The organism is Sorangium sp. So ce1335, assembly GCF_051521615.1.
GTDB lineage: Bacteria > Myxococcota_A > Polyangia > Polyangiales > Polyangiaceae > Sorangium.
The window spans coordinates 1,306,775-1,327,491 of the sequence record NZ_CP150363.1 but is presented as its reverse complement, the minus strand read 5'-3'; the positions used below and the strand labels follow the sequence as shown (position 1 = coordinate 1,327,491).

At 76.5% G+C, this 20,717-nt stretch carries 10 protein-coding genes; 4 read left to right on the top strand and 6 right to left on the bottom strand.

The window, feature by feature from the left end:
• The first annotated feature begins 253 nt into the window (after positions 1–253).
• Positions 254–1,087, top strand: a complete 834-nt coding sequence (locus WMF24_RS04745; protein ID WP_061621449.1) for an MBL fold metallo-hydrolase — start codon at positions 254–256, stop codon at positions 1,085–1,087.
• 58 nt (positions 1,088–1,145) lie between these two features.
• Here the strand turns inward: WMF24_RS04745 and WMF24_RS04740 are convergent, their stop codons facing one another.
• Positions 1,146–2,027, bottom strand: coding sequence for a sigma-70 family RNA polymerase sigma factor (locus tag WMF24_RS04740; protein ID WP_437735145.1), 882 nt, complete (start codon positions 2,025–2,027; stop codon positions 1,146–1,148).
• A 481-nt stretch (positions 2,028–2,508) separates the two neighbouring features.
• Here WMF24_RS04740 and WMF24_RS04735 point away from each other — a divergent pair, with 481 nt between their 5' ends.
• Positions 2,509–4,395 (top strand): S41 family peptidase, encoded by a 1,887-nt coding sequence (locus WMF24_RS04735; protein ID WP_437735144.1) that lies wholly within the window; start codon positions 2,509–2,511, stop codon positions 4,393–4,395.
• A gap of 137 nt (positions 4,396–4,532) precedes the next feature.
• Here WMF24_RS04735 and WMF24_RS04730 read toward each other — a convergent pair whose 3' ends face one another.
• The 5 genes from WMF24_RS04730 to WMF24_RS04710 form a co-directional block, all read right to left on the bottom strand.
• Positions 4,533–8,618 (bottom strand): DnaJ domain-containing protein, encoded by a 4,086-nt coding sequence (locus tag WMF24_RS04730; protein ID WP_437735143.1) that lies wholly within the window; start codon positions 8,616–8,618, stop codon positions 4,533–4,535.
• Positions 8,615–11,440, bottom strand: coding sequence for a protein kinase domain-containing protein (locus WMF24_RS04725; protein ID WP_437735142.1), 2,826 nt, complete (start codon positions 11,438–11,440; stop codon positions 8,615–8,617). The genes WMF24_RS04730 and WMF24_RS04725 overlap by 4 nt, the downstream gene beginning before the upstream one ends.
• Before the next feature lie 252 nt (positions 11,441–11,692).
• Positions 11,693–12,631 carry a 3D domain-containing protein gene (locus tag WMF24_RS04720; RefSeq protein WP_437735141.1) on the bottom strand — a complete coding sequence of 313 codons (939 nt, stop codon included), beginning with the start codon at positions 12,629–12,631 and terminating at the stop codon, positions 11,693–11,695.
• Positions 12,628–14,421, bottom strand: a complete 1,794-nt coding sequence (locus WMF24_RS04715) for a hypothetical protein (protein WP_437735140.1) — start codon at positions 14,419–14,421, stop codon at positions 12,628–12,630. The genes WMF24_RS04720 and WMF24_RS04715 overlap by 4 nt, the downstream gene beginning before the upstream one ends.
• 78 nt (positions 14,422–14,499) lie before the next feature.
• The gene (locus WMF24_RS04710; RefSeq protein WP_437738763.1) at positions 14,500–18,000 is read right to left on the bottom strand and encodes a protein kinase domain-containing protein; all 3,501 of its coding nucleotides are present in this window, start codon (positions 17,998–18,000) and stop codon (positions 14,500–14,502) included.
• A 157-nt stretch (positions 18,001–18,157) separates the two neighbouring features.
• On the opposite strand from WMF24_RS04710, the gene WMF24_RS04705 reads away from it, so the two are divergent.
• Together WMF24_RS04705 and WMF24_RS04700 are read left to right on the top strand one after the other, a co-directional pair.
• On the top strand, positions 18,158–19,300 hold the full coding sequence (locus WMF24_RS04705) for an SDR family oxidoreductase (RefSeq protein ID WP_437735139.1): 1,143 nt from the start codon (positions 18,158–18,160) through the stop codon (positions 19,298–19,300).
• Entirely contained in the window at positions 19,297–20,709 is a 1,413-nt protein-coding gene (locus tag WMF24_RS04700) for a GDSL-type esterase/lipase family protein (RefSeq protein WP_437735138.1), read from the top strand. The genes WMF24_RS04705 and WMF24_RS04700 overlap by 4 nt, the downstream gene beginning before the upstream one ends.
• Positions 20,710–20,717: the final 8 nt, after the last annotated feature.

Genomic DNA, 20,717 nt, shown 5'->3' with positions numbered 1-20,717 from the left:
TATTCGCCCGTCCGCTGCGCTCTCCCGGTGCGCCCGCTCTCCGGACCCGCCGCCTCTCAGACGCCGCCGCGACCCCGCCGCGGGGCCGGCGACGACCGCGCAACTACATTGGCGCCGTACCCCTGCTCCCCCGGCCAGGTCTCCACGTCTGCGACCTTCCTTGCTCCCGGTGCACCAGGCGGCTTGACGCTGCCCGCGCTCGGAATCTAATAGCTCTACCTTGAAACGGGCGGGGTTCAGCGAGCGAGGCAGGATGCGGATCAAGATGTGGGGGGTTCGCGGAAGCATCCCCACGCCCGGTGCAGGCACGGTCGAAGTCGGCGGCAACACGAGCTGCTACGAGATTCGTGCCGGCGAGACGCTGGTCATCCTCGATGGCGGGACGGGGCTCCGTCTCCTCGGCCAGGATCTGGTCAAGGAGATGCCGTTCGAAGCCTGGATGTTCTTCAGTCACGTGCACTGGGATCACATCCAGGGCTTTCCCTTCTTCACGCCGGCCTTCGTGCGCGGAAACAAGATTCATCTTTACGGCGGCCTGAACGTCTCCCGGACGCTCGAGGAGACGCTCGCCGGGCAGATGGACTACCCGAGCTTCCCGGTGCACCTCACCGAGATGGGCGCGGCGATGACCTTCCGCGACCTCTACGAGGGCGAGGTCGTCACGATCGGCCCGAACGACGACGTGCGCGTGACCAACGCGCGCGGCAACCACCCGAACGGCGTGTACGCGTACCGCGTCGAGCACGAGGGCAAGGTCGTCGTGTACATCACCGACTCCGAGCACTACGCGATCGTGGACCCGAAGCTGAAGAAGCTCGCCATGGGCGCCGACGTGCTGATCTTCGACGCGATGTACACGCCCGAGGAATACGCGGGCGAGGTGGGCGGCGGCCCGAAGACGGGCTGGGGTCACGCGACGTTCGTCGCGGGCTGCGAGCTCGCGAAGGCGGCCGGCGCAAAGCAGCTCGTCCTCCACCACCACGACCCCAACCAGACCGACGCGATGGTGCGCGAGAAAGAGATGCGCGCCCGCGAGCTCTTCCCGAACACCATCGCCGCGCGCGAAGGCACGGTCATCGAGATCTGACGGACGTCGGGCGGCGGACGGCCCCCGCGGGGCTCGCAGGGGCGCGGCCGCCGCCGCGTCAGGCGCTCTTCGCCAGCGGCGCCATGGCCATCGTTGCCATCGTTGCCGTCGTTGCCGTCGGTTCCCGGCCCGGTTCCCGGGTGATCTCCTCGATCCGCGCGCGCATCCGCTTCTTCGCGCGCTCCTCGATCTGCCGCACGCGCTCCTTGCTGACGCCGAAATCGGCGCCGAGCTGCTCGAGCGTCACGGGGCTGTCGGTCAGCCAGCGCTGGCTCATGATGCGGCGCTCGCGCGGCGACAGCTCGCTCACGACCTGGAGCAGCGCGCGCGAGAGCTGCTCGCGCTCGTCGGCGTCGCACGCCTCCTCCTCCGGGGTCTGCGAGCTCGACGCGAGCCGATCCACCGGGGCCACGCCGTCCTCGGTCGGCGCGCGCTCCAGGCTGACGTCGCGGGCCATGAGCAGCGGGAGCAGCTCGGTCGCCCGCTCCTCCGACAGGCCGCTCAGCTCGGCCAGCACCGCCGGGTCCTTCTCGTGCGTCTTGCGGTAGATGCGCAGCGCGCGGCGCTCGCTCTTCGACGAGCCGAGGCGCACGATCCGGTACCCCCGCGCCACGTGCTCGCGGATCTCCGCCCGGATCCAGTACGCCGCGTAGGTGGCGAGGCGGCAGCCGCGGTCCGGATCGAAGCGCTCAGCCGCCTTCAGGAGGCCGATGTTCCCCTCCTGGACGATGTCCTCCATCGGGAGCCCCCACCGCCGGTACTCGAGCGCGATCGTCATGACGAAGGGCAGGCACGCCTCGATGAGGCGCCGGCCCGCGTCCCGATCACCAGCGCGCCAGCGGAGCGCGAGCTCCCGCTCGGCCTCCGGGCTCAGGGTGGCGTAGCTCGCGAGCTCTGTACGGTAAGCCGAGAATGCCGCGCGATCCCAGGTGGTGCTCATCGTGTGTTCGCTCTCCGCCGCGCGCGCCGATGAAGGAGGGCTGGGTTGAGAGACCCCCGCGACCCGGTGGGCGGCGCTCGGGTAGATGCAGGGGGGATGCCGGGATAAACCTTAGGAAATTGCCTTTTTTTGCGCTGGAGTGCGCAACGTGTTCGGATCCTCCGGCGGACGCGAAAGCTTTGCGGGAAAGCGGAGGACCACGGATGCGCGGCGCTGAGCCAAGACCCACGGCGCGCGAGCGGCGGACGAGAACAGGGACGGGCCTCCTGCGCCCGGGGGCCGGCGGCGCCGCCGCCCGCGCCGACGGTCGCGAGGCCGCCGCGCAGGCCCCCGGCCGCGAGGCCGCCGCGCGCGCGGGTAGGACCATGACCAGGACCAGGACCGCGGGCGAGACCGGCACGCGCGCGGGTCGGACGACCGGGGCGCCGCGCGCCGCGGTCGACCCTGCCCCCGGGTCCCGCGTCGTGGTATTCGGAGAGCAGTGAGGACACGCGTCGCGAGCTCGGTCGCGTGCATCGCCGCAGGCCTGGCGACGCTCGCCTTGCTCTCGCGCGAGGCCGAGACGCCCCTCGCCAGGGCGCAGCGCGGGATCGCGCGGCCCCTGCTCCATGTCCTTTCGCCGGGCGACGAGGAGATCGACGGCGCCGGCTGCGACCCGAACGCCCTCGACCGCGGCATCGCCGTGCCGACCGGGGCGCCGACCTCGCTCGGCTGCGATCAGGCGCGCGCGATCATCGCCCAGGCCCGCACCACGCTGGCCGCCCCGCCGCTCCGCGTCGACCCCGCAAACTTTGCCGAGGCGACCTCCGACTGGCTGGATCCGCACGGGCTGTGGTCGGTCGCCCCGGACGCGCCCGTCGGCGCGTCGCTGCGGCGGGAAGCCGCCGCGCTCCTGGCCGAGCTGCAGGCGCCCGTCGGGAGCGGGCCGTGCCCCGCGGCGCTGCGCGTGGGTCAGGAGCTCTCGCGGTGGTCGCGCGAGCTCGACGGGCTCTTCGGCGAGGGCTACCAGCGCGGCCTGGCCAGCCCGCCCGCGACCCTCGCCGAGGCGTGGGCGCTCGTGTCCTCTGCGCCGTTCGAGGACGGCGAGGTGACGCGCAGCGCCCGCGACCTCGCGCGCGAGCTCGGCCGCGAGGTCGGCGGGTTGCGCGCGCGCTTCGGAGAGCCGCTTGCCCGCTACGCCGACGCCGTGCGCGAGCGCGCGGCGCCGTCGATGAGCGACGACGGCTGGGCGCGCGCGGTGATCGCGGCGGCGGTGCGCGCGTACGTGCCCCAGCTCGACGCGCACGGGGCCTGGGCGCCGCTCGAGGAGGAGGTCTCCATCTACGATCTCGACCTCGAGGCGAACCCGCCGGCCCGGCTGTGGCAGGAGATGACGCGCACCACGATCGGCGTGCGCATCGACCGCGGCGCGCTCGCGCCGCTGGCGGACGGCGACGTGGTGCTCCGGATCCAGGACCTGCCGATCTCCGGCATGAGCGTCGAGCAGGCCGAGCAGCTCGCCGTGCTCGCCGACGTGCGCCCCGGGACGACCGCGCGGGTGGCGGTGCTCCGGCGCGGGGCCGCGGCGCCGCTCGAGCTGACCGTGGCGCCGCACGCGCCCGGGCCGCAGCCGGTGGCGGAGACGGCGCCCTCGGAGCTGCCGCTCGATCTGGTGCGCTACGGCGACGGCAAGGTCGCGGTGATCAGCATCCCCGACGTGCCCGACGACCTCGGGGACAGGGTCGCGGCGTCGCTCCACCGCGCGCGCGCGCAGGGCGACACGCGGGGCGTGATGCTGGACGTGCGCGCGAACGGCGGCGGCTCCACCGACGGGGCGATCGCCGCGCTCGGGCTGTTCCTGCCGGGCGTGCCGCTGTTCCCGATGCGGCGCCGCGACGGCGGCGTCGAGGTGGAGCGCTCGCCCGACGTGCCGCCGGAGCGCGGGTGGAGCGGGCCGCTCGCGGTGCTCGTCGACGGCGACTCCGCGAGCGCGGCGGAGATGATCGCCGGCGCGATCGCCAGCTACCGGCGCGGCGTGGTCATCGGCGATCGCACCTACGGCAAGGGGTGCGCCCAGGAGTACCTCGACGACGACGCCCACGTCGGCGTGCTGCGGCTCACGACGCTGCTCTACGCGCTGCCCGACGGCGCGCCGGTGCAGAAGGTCGGCATCGTGCCGCAGGTGCAGCTCTCGCTGCCGGCGACGAACGAGCGGGAGGCGCGCGTCGATCGGGCGCTCGGCCCGTGGCGCGGGCCCGACGTGCGCGATCTCCACCGCGTGCGCGACGTGCCCTGGCCGGCGCACGCGGGGCGCGTGGGGCCCTGCCGCGAGGAGACGGTCTGCCGCGCGCTGCGGTCGCTCGGCGCGGTCCCCGCCGCGGCGCGCTGAGGCGAGGTACCGCGGCGGCGCGCTGAGGCGCGGTACCACGGCGGCGCGCTGAGGCGCGGTACCGCGGCGGCGCGCTGAGGCGCGGCGGACGTGGACGCGCGGAGGCGCGCGGCGGACGTGGACGCGCGCTGGCGCGGTCAGCGCTTGAACAGCTTGCCGAGGAGGCCGCCCGCGGGCGTCGGGTCGTTGCTCGTCCGGCTGCGCATCTCCTGGACGCGGACCTCCCGGATCGCGTCGAGGTTCTTCGGGTTGATCTCGGCCGCGAGACGGAAGTCGCGGATCGCCTTGTCGATGCGCCCGGACCGCTTGAGGAGCATTCCGCGGTAGAAGAGCGCCCGCTCGTAGCGAGGCTCCTGCTGAAGGACGGCATCCAGCGTCTGGATCAGGTCGTCGTAGTGCGCGCTCGTGGCGCCCTCCGCGAGCGCGGGCGGCTCGCCGCGCCGCTGCGCCTGGATCCACGCGAACAGCGTCATGTACTCGGGCTGCTCCGGGTCGGCGGCGAGCGCGCGCCGCGCGCGGATCTCGGCGCCGATGAGATCGTTCTTCTTGAGCAGGACCTCGGCCTTCTGGAACTCGAGCGCGGCGTCGACGGCGCGGGCGATCTTCTCCTCGTCCTCCGCGGGCGCCGCCGCCTCCTTCGGGCCCTGGAGGTACTCGGCGCGCCGCTTCGGGTCGCTCAGCGTCTGGTACGCCTCGCTGATGCGGGCGAACACGCGCGCGACGAGCGGCTTGACGTCCTGGAGCTCGGGGGGCGTCCGGTCGGGGTGCCACAGCTTGGCGAGCGCAAAATAGGCGCTCTGCACGCGCTCCGGCGGGGCGTCCTCCGCGACGCCGAGCATCTCGAAGAAGCTCTCGCCGTCGATCGCGGCGGCGCGCGCCTCGATGTCGGCGCGCCGCGCCGCGAGCTCCGGGCTCAGCCCGACGCGCGGCGGCGGCGGGAGCTCCGACGCCGACGCCTGCGGCTTCGCCGGCGCCGCGGCCGCCTGCGGCCTCGCCGCCTCGGCGGCCCGCGCCGGGGGCGGAGGCGCCGCCGCCTCGGCGCGCCCTCCGCCCCGCGCCGCCCTGGCGTCCGCGCCGACGACCGGCATCTTCACGGTGGGCGCCTGCTGCGGCAGCGGCGCGCGGGCGCCGGGAGCGGCCGGCGCGGGCGGCGCCGTCGTCCGGCGCGGGGCGACCGCCTCGGCGAACGGCGACCCGGATCGCCTGCTCGACGGCGCCGCGTCGTCGGGCTGCCTCGGCGAGGCGCGGCCCTCGGCCTCGCCGCGCGCGGGGCGAGGCGCGGGCATCGTCGAGCCCGAGGCCTGCCGCGGCGAGCGCGCCGCCGCGCCGGACGGCTCGCGCTGCGGGGCCTGCCCCGCGTCGGCCGACGGGGCGCCGGACGCGCGCCCCCGTCCGAGCCCGACGGGCCGCCGGCCGGGCGCGCCGAGATCGAGGTGGCGCGTGATCGCGAGCGCGTAGATCGTCAGCCGCACGACGCGTTCCTGCGCGACGCCTGCCCCGACGAGCTCGGCGATCGTCATGCGCCGCGCGCGCAGGAGGTCGACGACGGCCGCCTCGTCACGGTGGAGCTGGAACCGCTTCATCTCGGCCTCGACATGGAGGCCGATCGGCCGGTTCTGGATCCGATCGAGCGTCGCGTCGATCAGCGGATCGTCGGCGTGGAGCCGGACCCCCGCCATGATCACCGCGAGCGGCTCGCACCCGATGAGCTCCGGGCCGCCGTACGACGACAGCAGGTTCTGGCCGTCGTAGTAGGCGTAGCGCGTCCCGGGCGGGAGGTCGTAGAGCGCGACAAGCTTGCGCACGAGCTGCTGGCGCAGCACGGCGAAGACCGTCTCCCGATCGAGCAGGCCGCGGGAGACGAGCAGCCGCCCGTGCAGCACCCGCCGCTTCGTGATGTCGCGGAGCGTCTCCCGGAGCGTCGCCTCGTCGAGCAGGCCGAGCTCGAGGATCACCCGGTCGAGCGGCGCGATGATCGTCCCGGTCCAGATCTTCGCCGGCACGCCGTCGCTGAAGAAGATGCCGTGGCGGACGCCGTCAGGGTCGATGAAGCACGCCGTGCCGGTGAGGCGCCGGTCGAGCATGTACACGAGCAGGTGCACGAGCGGCGTGCGCGCGAGCGTGCCCTCCGCGGTCGGCGCGTCGGGCGGCAGCGACAGCACGGCGATCGGGCCGGCCATGGCCGACGGCGGCAGCTCGGACTCCGGGCTGCGATCGCGCCGCGATGGCTGCTCCCCCCAGCCGCGCGTGCGCAGCGCGGACGACCGCGCGCTCTCCTCCGGGACCTCGTCTGGCTCGCTGTCTGTCTGCACGGACCACGACTCCTCTCCCAGGGCGCCCGGCGGCAACGCGTACGGGTCCGCCGCCGCGGCGGGCTCCTGCTGCTGCGGTGGATCGGGCCAGCGCGCCGTGGTGCGCCCCGGCCGCAAGGTCGGCGAGCGCTTGCCGGACGGCGCCGGCGGAAGATCCGCGAGCATCCTGGCCTCCGCGCCGCCGTCGTCGGGCGCGGAAGCCGGCGCGGCGTCGGGCGACGACGCGGGCCCGCGGCCGGCGTCGCCGGGCCGCGTCCTCCGCCCCGTCGGCGCGCTGGTCATCGGCAGCGTGGGCGACGAGGGCCACGTGATCGGCTGCAGCGGCGGCATGCGCAGGTGGCCCAGCGGCGACGACGGCGCCGGCACCGGGATCGTGCGGATCAGCGGCGGATCCGCCGCGACCGCCGGCGCGCGGAGCGACGCCTGCGGCCCCTCCTGGACCGCCGCGTAGGCGCGCATCGAGGCGACGGCGGGGTCGTCGCTCGTCGCGACGATCCGGCGGATGTGCCGCGCCGGCTCGCCGTGGCGAGGCCGCTCGGCGAGATCGACCTCGAGCGGGCGCGCGGAGACCGGGCCGCCCGAGGCGTCGAGGACGAGCCGGACGCGCGGCTGCGAGTAGCGGGCCGGGTGAGACGGCGTCTGCACCACCAGCGCGACCTCCCCGGTCGACAGCTCCACGAGCGTGCCGGTCGGAAAGATGCCGAGCGCGCCGACGAGCAGCCGCAGCACGGTACGGTCCGCGGGGTCGGCCGCCTCCTGCTCGAGCTTGGCGATCGCCTCGTCGGCGGAGAGCGGCGCCTCGCCCGGCGCGGCGGTCAGGAGATCGTTGAAGGCGCGCGCTGTCGCGAGGATGCGCGCCTGCAGCGTCGGCTGGCGGAGCCCGCGGTAGACCGGGCCGAGCGCCGGCTGACGCCGCACCCAGTGCGCCTCGTAGGCCACCACCGTGCGCGTCACGCTGGGCTCGTTCACGAGGCCGAGCGCGGTCAGCACGACCGCCGTGCCCGCGGGGACGTCCGCGTCCTGCTGCTCGCTGAGCTGCGGGACGAGCCCGCCCGCGCCGCCCCCCGCGACGCCGGTGAGCCGCGGCCGCGCGATGTCGAAGAGCAGCGCCGCCATCGAGAGCCGCTGCAGGAGGACGACGTCGCTCGTGATCTGCCGGGCCATCGCGAGGCTCAGGATCGCGGTGTTCACCGCGCGCCCGGCGTCGTCGTGGTTCTGGTTGCGGAGCGCGGTGACGCCGAGGAAGGCCGGGGTCTCGTTCGCGGAGAGGTCGACGAGGCGCTGCGTGATGCGCTTGACGCCCTGCCGCAGGACGTACCGGCCCTGCCGCAGGTCGTCGTAGAAGCGGCGGAGGATCACGATCGCCGTCGCGTACGTCCGCACGATGGCCGCGGCCTCGTCGCCCTCGCGATCGATCGCGGCCTCGCGGCGCAGCACGGCCTCGTCGACGGCGCGCAGGCGGACGCGCGGCGCCGGGCGGTCCACGAGCGCGGGCTTGCTGCTGCGGAGCGCCTCGGCGAGCGCGGAGGCGAGCGCGTAGAGGTCGCTCGCGCGGACGTCCTTGGCGACCCCGATCTCCGAGTAGCCGCAGCGGCCCAGGATGTCGCCGAGCTCGAGGGCGCCCTCGTAGACGGCGCGGCTCGCCTTGAGGAGCTGCCCGGAGACGAAGACCGAGCCGCGGGTGAACAGGATGGAGACGTTGTGGCCGGAGCGCTGGCCGAAGTCCTGCACCAGCGAGACCGTCTCCTCGACCTGCCGCACCATGGCCTGGTTGTCGATCGCGTGCAGCGTCGAGAGCTTCACCAGCCGGAAGAGCGCCTGCACGACGCTGGCCGCGAGATCGCGCGCCTGCTCGCGCCGGATGTTCTCCGACATGTTCTGGCTGATGACGTCGACCTGCGGCGTCGTCACGGCAGCTCCCCCGCCGTCGAGATCCGCTTGCCGAGGCGCGCGGCGATCGCCTCGGCGGCGGCGCTCGCGGCGTCGCGCAGCGGCTGGCTGTTCCAGGGGCGCCGCTTCGCGGCCGCGAGCGCGGCGTCGAGCGCCTCCTGCGAGCACGCCTCGCGGCCGAGCAGCTCCGCCGAGAGGCAGCGCGTCTGCTCCGCCGCGTCGTCCGCGAGCAGGCCGTGCCGCTGGAGCAGCTCGACGGCGACCGACTCGCCGCGGGCCGGGTTCAGCGTGTAGAGGGCGCCGAGGAACTCGCGCCGCTCTTCGGGCGTGAGCTGGTGGAACGAGGCGTCCTGCACGCGGCGGACGAGCAGCGGGCCGGCCGCGCGGACCTGGTGGTGCGCCAGCGTGCGGAGCGCCGCGACGCGCACGTCGGGCGGCGCCGACTCGGCGAGCGAGAGCAGCTCGTCCCGGATCTGCTCGTGGCTCGTCGCGAGGTGCGCGATCGCCTCGCAGCGGAGCGCCGCGTTCGCGCAGCCGGAGAGCCGCCTCAGCGCGCTCAGGGCGCCCGGCGTCCGCGACGCGGCGAACATGGCGAGGATCGGGCGGGTGACGTCGAGATCCAGCGTCATGAGCGCGTCGACGACCCCCTCCTCGTGCCCGGGCAGCGTCCGCTCGAGGTGGCCGAGCAGCGCGCGGCGCAGCGCCTCGTGGCCGGCGTGCCCGACGACCTCCATCGCGACGGGCAGGTACTCGGGGCCGAGCCGCTGCAGCACCGGCGCGAGGCGCTGCGCGACGAGGTCGAGATCCACGGGCGCGGGCGGCGCCGCGGTGACCGGCGTGCTCGTCGCGACGGCGCGCGTCGCCTCACGGAGGAGCAGGCGCATCGTGTCGGGCGGGAACATGCCGCGGGTGAACTCCGTCGCGAGCGCGGCGCCCTGCTGCCGCGGCGCGAGCGCGTCGATCGCCTTCTCGACAGCGTCGTGCATCGCGAAGAGCGTGTCGAAGCGGCGCGCGAGGATGAGGTCGCGCGCCGAGGCGGCCATCGGCTCCGTCACGAGCTCGACGTCCTGGTAGCGCTTCGCGTTCAGGAAGGCGTCCGCCACGACCTCGACGAAGCGCTCGCTCCAGCGGTCCGGGCTGAGCACGAGCTGCGTGCCGAGCGCGCGCTGCGCGGCCGGGTCGAGCGCGAGCGCGCCCGCGGCGCGGCGCGCGGCCCGCAGCGCGGCCTCGTCGGTGTCGATCACCATCGCGGCCGCCTCGGCGCGGTTCGCCTTCTCTTCGGCGGCGCGCCGGGCCATGCCCTCGAGGTCGTCGGCCTCGTGCCAGAACTGCTCGCGATCGGCGGCGTCGCCCTCGGCGAAGACGCTCACCACGTCGTAGCGCACGTGCTCGAGGCGCCGCTCCCACAGGGCGGCGGCGACGTCGTCCTCGGGGGCGAGGTCGCGCAGCGGATCGAGCAGCAGCACCTCGCAGAACGCGCGCAGCTCGTCCTCCGTGATGCCGGGCAGGAGCTGGACGCGCCGCACGCCGGCCGCGAACAGGTTGTACGGGACCAGATCGAGCGGGTGCGACGGCTCCCAGACCGTGCGCCGGCGGTGCTCGAACGCGTACGGCGAGAGCGCCCAGTAGACGAGGTTCGCGTCGGCGCGCAGCGCCTCCACGGCCGCCTGGAAGGTCGCGCGGAGCTTGTTGTCCGCGTCCGGGTGGCTCCATCCGTAGTGGCGCACCGCCGGCAGCAGCCGCTCCAGGCGGCGGAACACCTCGGCGAGGCGCGCGACCGCGGGGTCGTCCGGCTCCGCGTCGCCCAGCGGCTCCTCGATCGCGGGCTCCTCGGGGGGCCGCGCGCCGACGGCGGTGGGCGAGTCGTCCGGCGGGGGGCGCTGCGTGCTGTGCGGCGCGCTGCGGCGCGGGGCGGAGGCGCCGAGGTCCTCGAGGATGCGCAGCACCTCCTGCCGCATCTGCGCGGCCGACTCGTAGCGGTTGCGCCGGTCCCACGCGAGCGCCTTGTCGATGAGGCCGATGACCGGGGCGGGCAGCTCGGGCGCGATCCGCGCGAGCGAGGGCGCCGGCGTCGTCGCGGCGAGGATGAACGCCTCGTTGTCCGAGCGCCCCTGGTGGAGGCGCTGGCCGCTGAGCACGGCGTACAGGGTCGCGCCGATCGAGAAGAGATCTGCCCGGCCGTCGACCCCCTCGGCCAGCCCCATCGCCTGCTCGGGCGCCATGAACGAGGGCGTCCCGAGCGCCGTGCCGGCCTTTGTCTTGTCGCCGGGCGCGCCGCGCAGCCGCGCCACGCCGAAGTCGAGCAGCTTCACCGCGTTGTCCTTCGTGATGAAGATGTTCGCGGGCTTCAGGTCGCGGTGGACGATGCCCTCGGCGTGGAAGCTCTCGAGCGTGTTGAGCACCTCCCCCGCGATCCAGAGCGCCTCCGCGACGGGGAGCCTCCGGCTCTTGCGCTTCCAGAGCTGCTGCACGGTCTCGCCGTCGAGCAGCTCCATCACGAGGAACGGCTCGTCCTGCTCGGTGATGTCGTCGTCGAGGATCGCGACCCGGCCGGGGTGATCGATCTTGTTGGCGACGTAGCCCTCGCGCAGGAACCGCTCGCGGATGCTGGCGTCGCGCGCGAACTCGGCGTGGAGGATCTTCAGCGCGGCGCGCGAGCCGTTCCGGTGGGTGGCCGCGTACACTGAGGCCATGCCGCCCACGCCGAGCAGGGCGTCGATCCGCCACTTGTTCTTGACCGTCATCCCGACGCGGGCGCGCGCCCGCTGCTTCTCGTCCGGCGCGTCCGTGACCTCCGATGGCGGAGGGAAGACGGACTCGGGGATGACGCCACGTGAGGTCATTCGGCCACCGGGAGGCGGCAAATCGTATCACCTCCGCGCCCTCACCAGGCTCCGGATTTCACGTGTATTTCACGCGGGAGGGCGTCGGACCTCACCGTTTCGCAGCGCGTCCTCGCCGGGCCCTCGCCGAGGCGCCATCGCCGCGGCGCCCTCGCTACGGCCCCCGCCCCGGCGGCCCCCAGACCGACGGCCCCTCTCCCCGTTCGGCCCCTCTCCCCGGCCCCCGGGTGTTCCGAGGGGTGGGGCGCCCGGTCAGGATGGCCCGGGCGTGGTGACGATCGCGCGACAGCGCGCGTCATCGAGCACGAGGCGCACGCCGCGGTTCGACGGGAAGAGGGCGTTGAGGCGCGCGGTGACCGCGGGGTCGCCGGTGAAGACGTCGATCTGCCGCCCGACGACCTTGATGCCGCGATCCTCGGCGACGAAGCAGCCGTCGTGGCGGCCGCCGCCCGGGAGCGGCAGGCCGACGAGCTCGGGCACGTAGAGCGACGTGCCGAGCGGGATGACGCTCGAGTCGACGGCGACCGTGCGCAGCGGGGTGATCGGGCGCCCGGTCGCGCCCCGGCCGTACGGGAACCGCCGCGGGTCGAGCCGCTCGAAGCAGAGCTGCTGGCCGGTGCGCGGGCAGACGTCGGCGCACGCGCAGCCGCGCCGCGCGAAGCTCACCGTGTCGCCCGAGGCGAGCCGGCCGCTCCCCTGGACGCAGACCTGGTCGTGGAACGAGCGCGGGACGCTCGCGAGCGGCGCGCACGACGCGTCGTAGAGCACCGCGTCCTTCGGCCCGCCGCCCTCGCTGGGGAAGTCGTAGTAGGTGTTCCGGAACAGCCCGGGCCCGAGCGCGGGCGCCGCGCGCGCCGCCTGCGCCGCGCCGGTGCGCGCGGGGCGGCCGTGCTCGCGCACGAGGATCGCGGGCTCGTCCTGGCCGAGATCCGCCTCCGCGGCGGCGCGCCGATCGCCCGGCGCGACAGCGGCGCGGCCTCCAGGACCGCCGGCAGCGCCGGCGCCCTGAACGCGAGCGCCGTCGTCGGGCGCGTGGATCCAGCCGCCGCCGCCGCGCGCGATGCGCGGCTCGCTCGATCCGTCGTGCACCCAGTCCGCGCCCGCCTTCGCCGTGCACCCGGCGACGAGCGCGAGCAGCAGCGCGCGGAGCCCGCGGGCGGCGAGCGCGCCGGCGCGCGCCGCGCTCGTCAAAAGGCGCCCCCGAGGCGGGCGAGCTCCCGGATCGCCGCGGCGGCGATGTCGGCCCGCGCCCAGAGCGCGGCGGGCGCGCCGGCGGCGGCGGGCGCCGCGCCGGCGGCGATCACCACGGGCGCCGGGTCGCCGGCGCCGGCCTGGCCGAGGCGGCTCGCGACGAGCCGCAGCGGATCGATCACCAGCGCGAACGCGATGTCCGAGCCGAGCGGGGCGAGCGCGGCCTTCATGGCAGGCACCCCGCCGAGGCTCTCGCCCTGGGGCGCCGCGACGACGCTGCGGAGCCCCGCGCTCGGGTCGTTGCCGACCGACGCGAACAGGCCGTCGTCGCGGACCAGGTAGAGGATCTCGATCGTCGGCGCCGACGTCGACGCGCTGGCCCCGCCCTTGTTCCCCGCGCCCTTGTTCCCCGCGCCCGCCGACCCCTTGCGCGCAGGCGGCTGGCCTGCGCCGGGCTGGCCCGCGGCGGCGGTCTGCTCGAACCGCACGCGCCGCACCTCGCCCTCTATCTGCGGGAGCTCCGCCTTGCCCGTGAACATGCGGAGCCCCTCCCGCTGCAGCGCGCCCTTCACCGGCTGGAGCTCCGTGGTGCCGAGGAGGTCCTGGATCGCCGTCTCGAGCCTGGCCCGGTCGCCCACCGCGGCGCGAACGAACGCCGTGGGTCCCGGGCCGTCGAAGCGGAGCCCGCCGGCGAACCAGTCGCCGCGGGCGTCCGACGCCGCGCGGATCGCGGCGCCGAGCCGCTCCCGCTCGGCGGGCGGGAGGCCGCCCTCGACGAGCCCCGTGAGGGAGTCGACGAGCCTGGGGACGTTCTCGGCGCGCGACGCGGCCCGGTCGCGGACCACGATCCCGGCGAGCGTGTCCGCGGGCAGCTCGAGCAGCGGCTTCACGTCGCCGACCGCGAGATCCGTCGACGCCTTCGACGCCGGGCCGCCCCCGGCCCTCGGCGTCCCGGAGACGCGCAGGTGCGCGCTGTCGTCGAGCACCAGCGTGACGCGCGCCCGCTCGAGATCGCCGAGCATCGCGAGCGCGCTCTCCACCGCCGGAGCGAGCGGCACCGCGGTGGCGCGCGGCGCGCCGTCGGGCCCGCGGGCCCTGTCCCACGCGCTCCGCGCCGCCCTGAGCACCGGCCCCTCGATCGCGGGCCGCGGGATCTCGACCGCGAGGTCCTCCTTCGGCACCTGCGCCTGCGGCATCGTCCGCGCGACGTACGGCCCCACGGCGGTCAGGTCGCCCGCGCTCTCCGCGACGAGCAGGTAGTTGCCAAGCACGCCGAGCGCCGCCGGGCTCGTCCCCTGCAGCGGCTCGAGCAGCGCGATCGAGGTCGCCGCGTCGGGCGTCGCGCGGAAGCGCGCCCCGTCCCCGCGCGTGAGCTGGTCGACGAGGCGCGCGCCGTCCTTCACGTGGATGCCGAGCACGACGCGGGGGCGCGGCCGGTCCGGGGCGGCCTCGACGGCCGCGCCGAGCACCGGCACGCTGCCGTCGATCTCGGACGCGACCGCGATCGGCAGGCCGAGCAGCGACGCGGCGAGGGCGCCGGCGCTGCCCGGGAGGAGCGCCGCCGGGCCGCCGAGGAGGGCGCGCGCCCTGGCCCACGTGGCGTCCGGCGTCGGGAGGAACGCCTCGGCGATGAGCCCCGCCGGCGCGGGCACGGGGCTCAGACCGGCGACGCCGGCGTCGGCGGGCGCGCCCGGCGATTTGCAGGCCGGCGCGCCCGCGCTCAGGCCGAGGACGATGGCCAGGAGCGCGGCGGCGCGGCGGCGCGCGAAGGAGGTCGAAGACACGGTCACGACCGAACCGTAGCGCCTTCCGGCCGGGGTCGACCACGAACCTGCGATGGTCCGGGCGCGCCGCGCCGCGGCGGCGCGTCAGGGCCTCGGGGCGCGGCGGGCGGCGACGACGACCGAGGACTCGCCGAGGCAGATGCGCGCGAGCGAGAGGAGCATCGCGTTCTCGCGGACGCGGAGCAGGAAGCTCTCGCGCAGGGCAGGCTCCGGGATCGCGGCGGCCCGGGCGATGAGCCTGCCGCGGGCCCGCGCCGCGGCGTCGCGCGCGCGCTCGTGATCCCCCGCGGCGCGCGCCGCCTCGACGGAGGCGACGAGGACCAGCGACTCGAACGACTCGATGCCGCCGTGGCGCGCGAGGAGATCGGAGGCCTCGCGCGCCGCCGCGAGCGCCTCCTCGACGTCCCCCTGGGCCGTGAGGGCGCGCGCGAGCGCCGCGAGCGCGCCGGCGCGGGACGGCGGCGCCTCCTGGAGGAGCTCCGCGGCGCCGCGCGCGTCGGACTCGGCCGCGCGGAAATCGCCGGCCGCGTGGGCGACGAGGGCGGCGTAAACGCGGGCCACGCCCTCGAGGCGCAGGTTGCCCTGCCCGCGGCACTCCAGGATGACCTGCCGCGCCAGCGCGAGCGCCTCGTCGAGCTGGCCCCGGGCCGCGAGCACGCGGCCGAGGTGCTGCCGGGCGCGCGTCGCGACGGCGCGCAGCCCCATGCGCTCGGCCGCCTCGAGCGCGGCGGTGAGCCCCTCGCCGGCCCGCTCGGCGTCGCCGAGCTCGAGCAGCGCGGCGCCGAGGTCGACGCGGGCGCTGCACGCGTCGCGGGCGTCGCCGGCGCGCTCGAACGCGTCGGCCGCGGCCGCGTAGCCCGCGATGTTGCCCGCGGGATCGCCGAGGTGCCGCGCCCGCGCGCCGCGCAGCCGGTGCACCTCGGCGGCGGCGCGCGGCGCGAGGGGCGCGGGATCCGCCGCGAGGGCGCGGACCCGCGCGATCAGCGCGTCCGCCTCCGCGTAGCGCCCCACGGGGAAGAGCTGGCGCGCCGCGGAGCACAGGGCGATCACGCGCGCCGCCCGGGCGTCCGCCGCGAGGCCCGCCGCGGACGGCCCCGCGCGGACCTCCGATCGGCGCGCGCCCTCGTCGCCGGGGCCGCCCTCCGCGGCGAGATCGCCGCACGCGGCGACCTCCTTCGCCCAGGCGGTCGCGAGCACGTGGTCGCCCCTCCGGCCGCTCGCGCTCATCAGCTCGTCGGCGGCGCGGAGCCAGAGCGGCGTGCCGCGGGGCAGCCGCCGCGCCGCCTGCGCGGCGCAGCGCTGGGCCTGCTCGAACTCGCCCCGCCACCGGTGGGCCTCCGCCTGGACGAGGCGCAGCGCGCCCAGCGTCTCGCCGCCGCGCGCGCTGCGCGGGCCGGACGACGCGCCGGCGTCCTCGTCGGGATCCGCCTCGGCGAGGCGGTCGCAGAGGTCGCCGTGCCGCGCCCCGCGCTCCGCGAGCGCGATCGCCGCGGCGAGATCGCCGCGCGCGAGCGCCTGCTCGGCGCCGCGCAGGAACCACCGCATCGCCCGGCCGTGCTCTCCGCCGTGGTCGAAGTGCTCCGCGAGCGCGAGCGCGTCGGGCTCCCCGACCTGCTCGAGCCACGCGCCCGCGAGCCGGTGGCCGAGGAGCCGGTCGCCCCGGGAGAGCGCCGCGTAGGCGGCCTCGCGGAGGCGGGCGTGGCGGAACGCGTACTCCTCGTCGCCGGCGAACCTGCACGCGGGGCGCCGCTCGACGAGCGCGCGCGCGACGAGCTCGGACAACCACCGGTCGAGATCGGGGGCGCCCTGCGCGCCGCCGAGCAGGGCGGCCACGCCGCCGCGCCAGAACGCCTCGCCGAAGATGCTCGCCGCGCGGAGGATGCGCCGCACGGCGGGGTGCAGGTCGTCGAGGCGGGCGTGCGCCATCGCGAGCACCGTCTCGGGCGAGGCCTCCGCGTCGCCGCGCGCGACCGACCGGATCAGCTCTTCGAGGCAGAACGCGCGCACCGCCCCGCGGCCGCCTTCGCCCGCCCGCGCGGCGGAGGCCTCGGCGGGCACGTCGCGGGCGAGCTGCCCCTCGGCGCCGCGCGAGCGTTCGCCCGGGCGGGGCGCGACGGCGTCGCGGCCGGCGAGGAGCTCCTCGTGGAGGCGCTCCACCTCGGGGCGGCCGAGCGCGAGGAGGCCGGCCGTCACGTCGTCGATCAAGACGCCGCCGCGCGCGGGCGCGCCGTCGCCCCCGCCGGCCGTGCGGTCGGGCCGTTCGCGCGAGCGGGCGCCGAGGAGCGCCGCGGCGCGCTCGATCACCTGCCGCGCGGGCCAGCGGCCCGAGGCGGCGTCCTGGCCCATCGCGAGCGCGACGGAGACGTCGGCGGGCAGCAGCGAGCGCAGCGCCAGCGCGCAGCGCGCGGCGCGGGCGGCCTGGTCCGTCGGCAGCGCCCCGGCGCCGCGCGGCGGCGCTGCCTCCGGATCGGCCTCGGCGCCGGAGAGCGTGACGACGAGCCACCTGGAAGCGAGCCGGTCGACGCGCCCGCCGAACGGCGCGACCGCCGCCCGGATCGCCGCCTCCGCGGCGTCGCCCGGGAGCGCGCCGTGGAGGAGCACCACGCCGAGGAGCCGCTGCTCGACCGCGGCGCTCTCGGCCAGCGCCCGCGCGGGCCGCGCGCTCGCCGCCGCGTCGTCGCCGGCGCCGCTCGCCTGCCCCCCGGCGGCGCACAGATCCGCCGCGCTCGCGAGGACCTCGTTCCCGTCCCGCGGGCGGCCGTCCGGCTCCTTCTCGAGCATCCAGGCGACGAGATCGTCGAGCGCGGCCGGCACGTCGGGCCGCAGCTCGGACAGGCGCGGCGGGCCGACGAGGGCGGCCCTCGCGAGGATCGTCATCACCTGGTCGCCCGCGAAGGGCGGCCGGCCGGTGAGGCAGTGCCAGATCACGCACCCGAGCGAGAACACGTCCGCGCGGGCGTCCAAGCGCGCGTGGCCGCGCGCCTGCTCGGGCGCCATGTACCCCGGCGTCCCGAGCGTCACGCCGCCGCGCGCGCCCGCGCCGGCGACCTGCCGGAGGGCGCCGGCGCCGCGCCCGGACGCGCGAAGGCGAGGCACGGAGTCGGGTCCGGCGACCGCGCGGGCGATGCCGAAGTCGACGATCTTGGCGCCCTCCAGCGCGCCGCCCGGCAGGAAGATGTTGCCGGGCGTGACGTCGCGGTGGACGATCCCCCGCGCGTGCGCCGCGCCGAGCGCGCCCGCGAGGCGCCGCAGCAGCGCCACCGCGCCGTCCACGCCGAGGCGCTCGCGCGCCACGCGCGCCGCGAGGTCCTCGCCGTCGAGCCACTCGAGCGCGAGGTAGGGCTGCCGGTCCCCGGTGACCCCGTGCGCCACGTAACGGACGATCCCCGGGTGGCGCAGCTCGGCGAGCAGCCGCGCCTCGCGCTCGAGCCGCCGCTCCTCGTGCTCGTCCCCCCGGTGCAGCATCTTCAGCGCGACGGGGCTGCCGTCGGTCAGATCCGTGGCCCGGTACACCGAGCCCACCCCGCCCGATCCCGCCAGGGCGTCGATCCTGAAACGGTCCGCGACCGTGACTCCCGGGCGCATCAACCGCGCGATTATACGTCCGGCCGCGGTCGCTCCTAGGGGAAGCCCGCGCCCTGAAAGCGCTTGCAGCGTACGCCCTCGCCGCCCCCGCGCTCGTCCGAGGCGGCGTCAACGGAAAGCTGCGGAGCAGGCGCACCGCTGCGGTAAGCTCCGGCCGATGCCTCGCCCCGGCCACGACAGCGTGGTGCTCATCACCGGCTTCCCCTCGTTCGTCGCGCGGAAGATGCTGCAGCACATCCTCGCGTCGGAGCCGCGCACGTTCGTCTACGCCGTGGTGCTCGCGAAGTCGTCCGCGCAGGCAAGCGCGGAGCGCGACGCGCTCCCGGCGGCGGATCGCGAGCGGGTCGCGCTGCTCGAGGGGGACGTCACCGCGATGGACCTCGGCCTGTCGGGCGCCGAGTTCCGGCAGCTCGCCCGCGAGGTCGACCGCATCCACCACCTCGCGTACGTGGGCCACGCCGGCGCCGAGCGGAGCACCGCCCACACCGTCAACGTCGTCGGCACCGCCGAGGTGCTCGAGCTCGCGCGCGCCTGCGCCTCGCTCCAGTGCCTCGTCCACCAGTCGACCGCGTTCGTCGCGGGCGACCGGACCGGTACGGTGTACGAGGATGATCTCGAGGCCGGTCAGGCGTTCCGCAATCCTGTGGAGGAGACGCGGATGCGCGCCGAGGTGCTCGTGCGGCGGGCGATGCGCCACGTGCCGGTGGCGGTGGTCCGGCCGACGACGGTGGTGGGAGACTCTGCGACCGGGGAGATCGACCGGCTCGACGGCCTGTACCTCCTTGTGCTGCTCATCATGGCGGCGCCGGCCGACATGGCGATCCCGATGCCGGGCCGCGGCGACGTGCCGCTCAACATCGTCCCCGCCGATTTCGTGGTCCGCGCGACGCACGCGATCGGGCTGCACCGGCTCGCGCCGCGCCGCACCTTCCATGTCGCCGATCCGCACCCGCTGTCGGCGCGGCGGGTCTTCGACCTCATCGCCCGGGCGAGCGGCCGCCGCGCCGCGCGCGGCCACATCCCGTCGAACCTCGCCAAGGCGCTGCTGCGCACCCCCGGGATCGAGCGCTTCGTCCGCAGCCCGCGCGCGTTCGTCGAGCAGCTCATGACCCCGGTGCGCTACGACGCCCGCAACGCGGACCTCGCGCTCACCGGCGCCGGCATCGCCTGCCCGCCCTTCGAGTCGTACGTCGACGTGCTCGTCGGCGCCGTGCAGGAGCGCGTCCGCGAGCGGCGCGAGCGCCAGGAGCTCGAGGCGAACGCGGACGCCGACCTCGACATCGAGGATCCGCTGTCGTGAGCGGAGCGGATCGCTCCGCGTCCCGCGCGGAGGTCCCGGCGCGCAGCGCGGCGCTCCCGCGCGCTCCGCGGCCGCGCCCTCCCGCCGCCCGGCTCGCCGTCGCGCGGCTCGCCGTCGCGGCGCTGCTCGCCGCCGCGGCGCTCGGCTGCAGCTCGACCCGCGAGCACGTCGCGCCGCCGACGCCCGAGGCGGCGCCCGCGCCCCCCGGGGCGGCGGCGCTCACGACCCGCCAGGCCGACGCTGCTGCGCCGGAGGCGACCGCGCCGCGCCGGGCCGAGCCCGCGCCGGAGCGCCCGCCGGAGCTGGACCTCGTGCGCCCGGAGGACGGTGCCTACGCCCGCTTCTTCGCGGCGCTCCGCGCGCTCGAGCAGGGTCGCCGCAAGGACCACGTGCGCGTCGCCTGGCTCGGCGACTCGCACGCCGCCGCGGATTTCTGGAGCGGCGCGCTCCGCGCCGCGCTGCAGCGCCGCTTCGGCGACGGCGGGCTCGGCTTCGTGCACCTCGGCTACGCCGCCTACCGCCACGACGGCGCGCGGCTCACGACCCAGGGCAAGTGGCGGACGCGCCCGAAGACGCCGGGCGGATCCACGCCGGTCGACGACGGCGTCTTCGGCCTCGGGGGGATCCTCTTCAGCGCGCCGAAGGGCCCGGCGCGCGCGGAGATCGCGGTCACCGGGGCCGGGCCCTCTGCGCGGCTGCTCTGGGACGTGTGCTTTCGATCCAGCGCGCCGACCGACGAGATCGCGGTGACGATCGAGGGCGGCCCGAGCGAGATCGTCCGCGCCGCCGCGGGCGACGCCCCGGGCGCGCTGCAGCACGCGAAGCTCGCGAGCGTGGGCGCGACGAAGCTCGGCGTCGTGCCGTCGGGCGCGCCCGAGCTCTGCGGGCTCATCGTCGAGACCGACCCGCAGGTCACGCCCGGGGTGGTGGTCGACACGCTCGGCATCAACGGCGCCCGGCTCGCGACGCCGCTGCGGTGGAGCGAGCTCGCGTGGGCCGCGGAGCTCGCGCGGCGCTCGCCGGAGCTCGTGGTGCTGGAGTACGGCACGAACGAGGCGGGCGACGTCACGACGGATCCGTCCCTCTACGCCAGGCAGCTCGCCGAGCTGCTCGCCCGCATCCGCAGGGCCGAGCCCGACGTCGACTGCCTGGTGCTCGCGCCAACGGACCGGAAGGACGCGCCGGAGCGCACCCCCGCCATCCGGGACGTCCTGCGCGGCGCCGCCCAGGAGGGCGGCTGCGCGTTCTGGGACACCTACGAGGCGATGGGCGGGAGGGGCTCGATCGAGGCCTGGTACCGCGAGCGCCCGCCGCGCGCGTCGCGCGATGGTGTCCACCTGACCTTCCGCGGTTACCGGGAGCTCGGCGTCAAGCTCGCGAACGACGTCCTCGAGCGCTACCGCCCCTGACGTGCGGA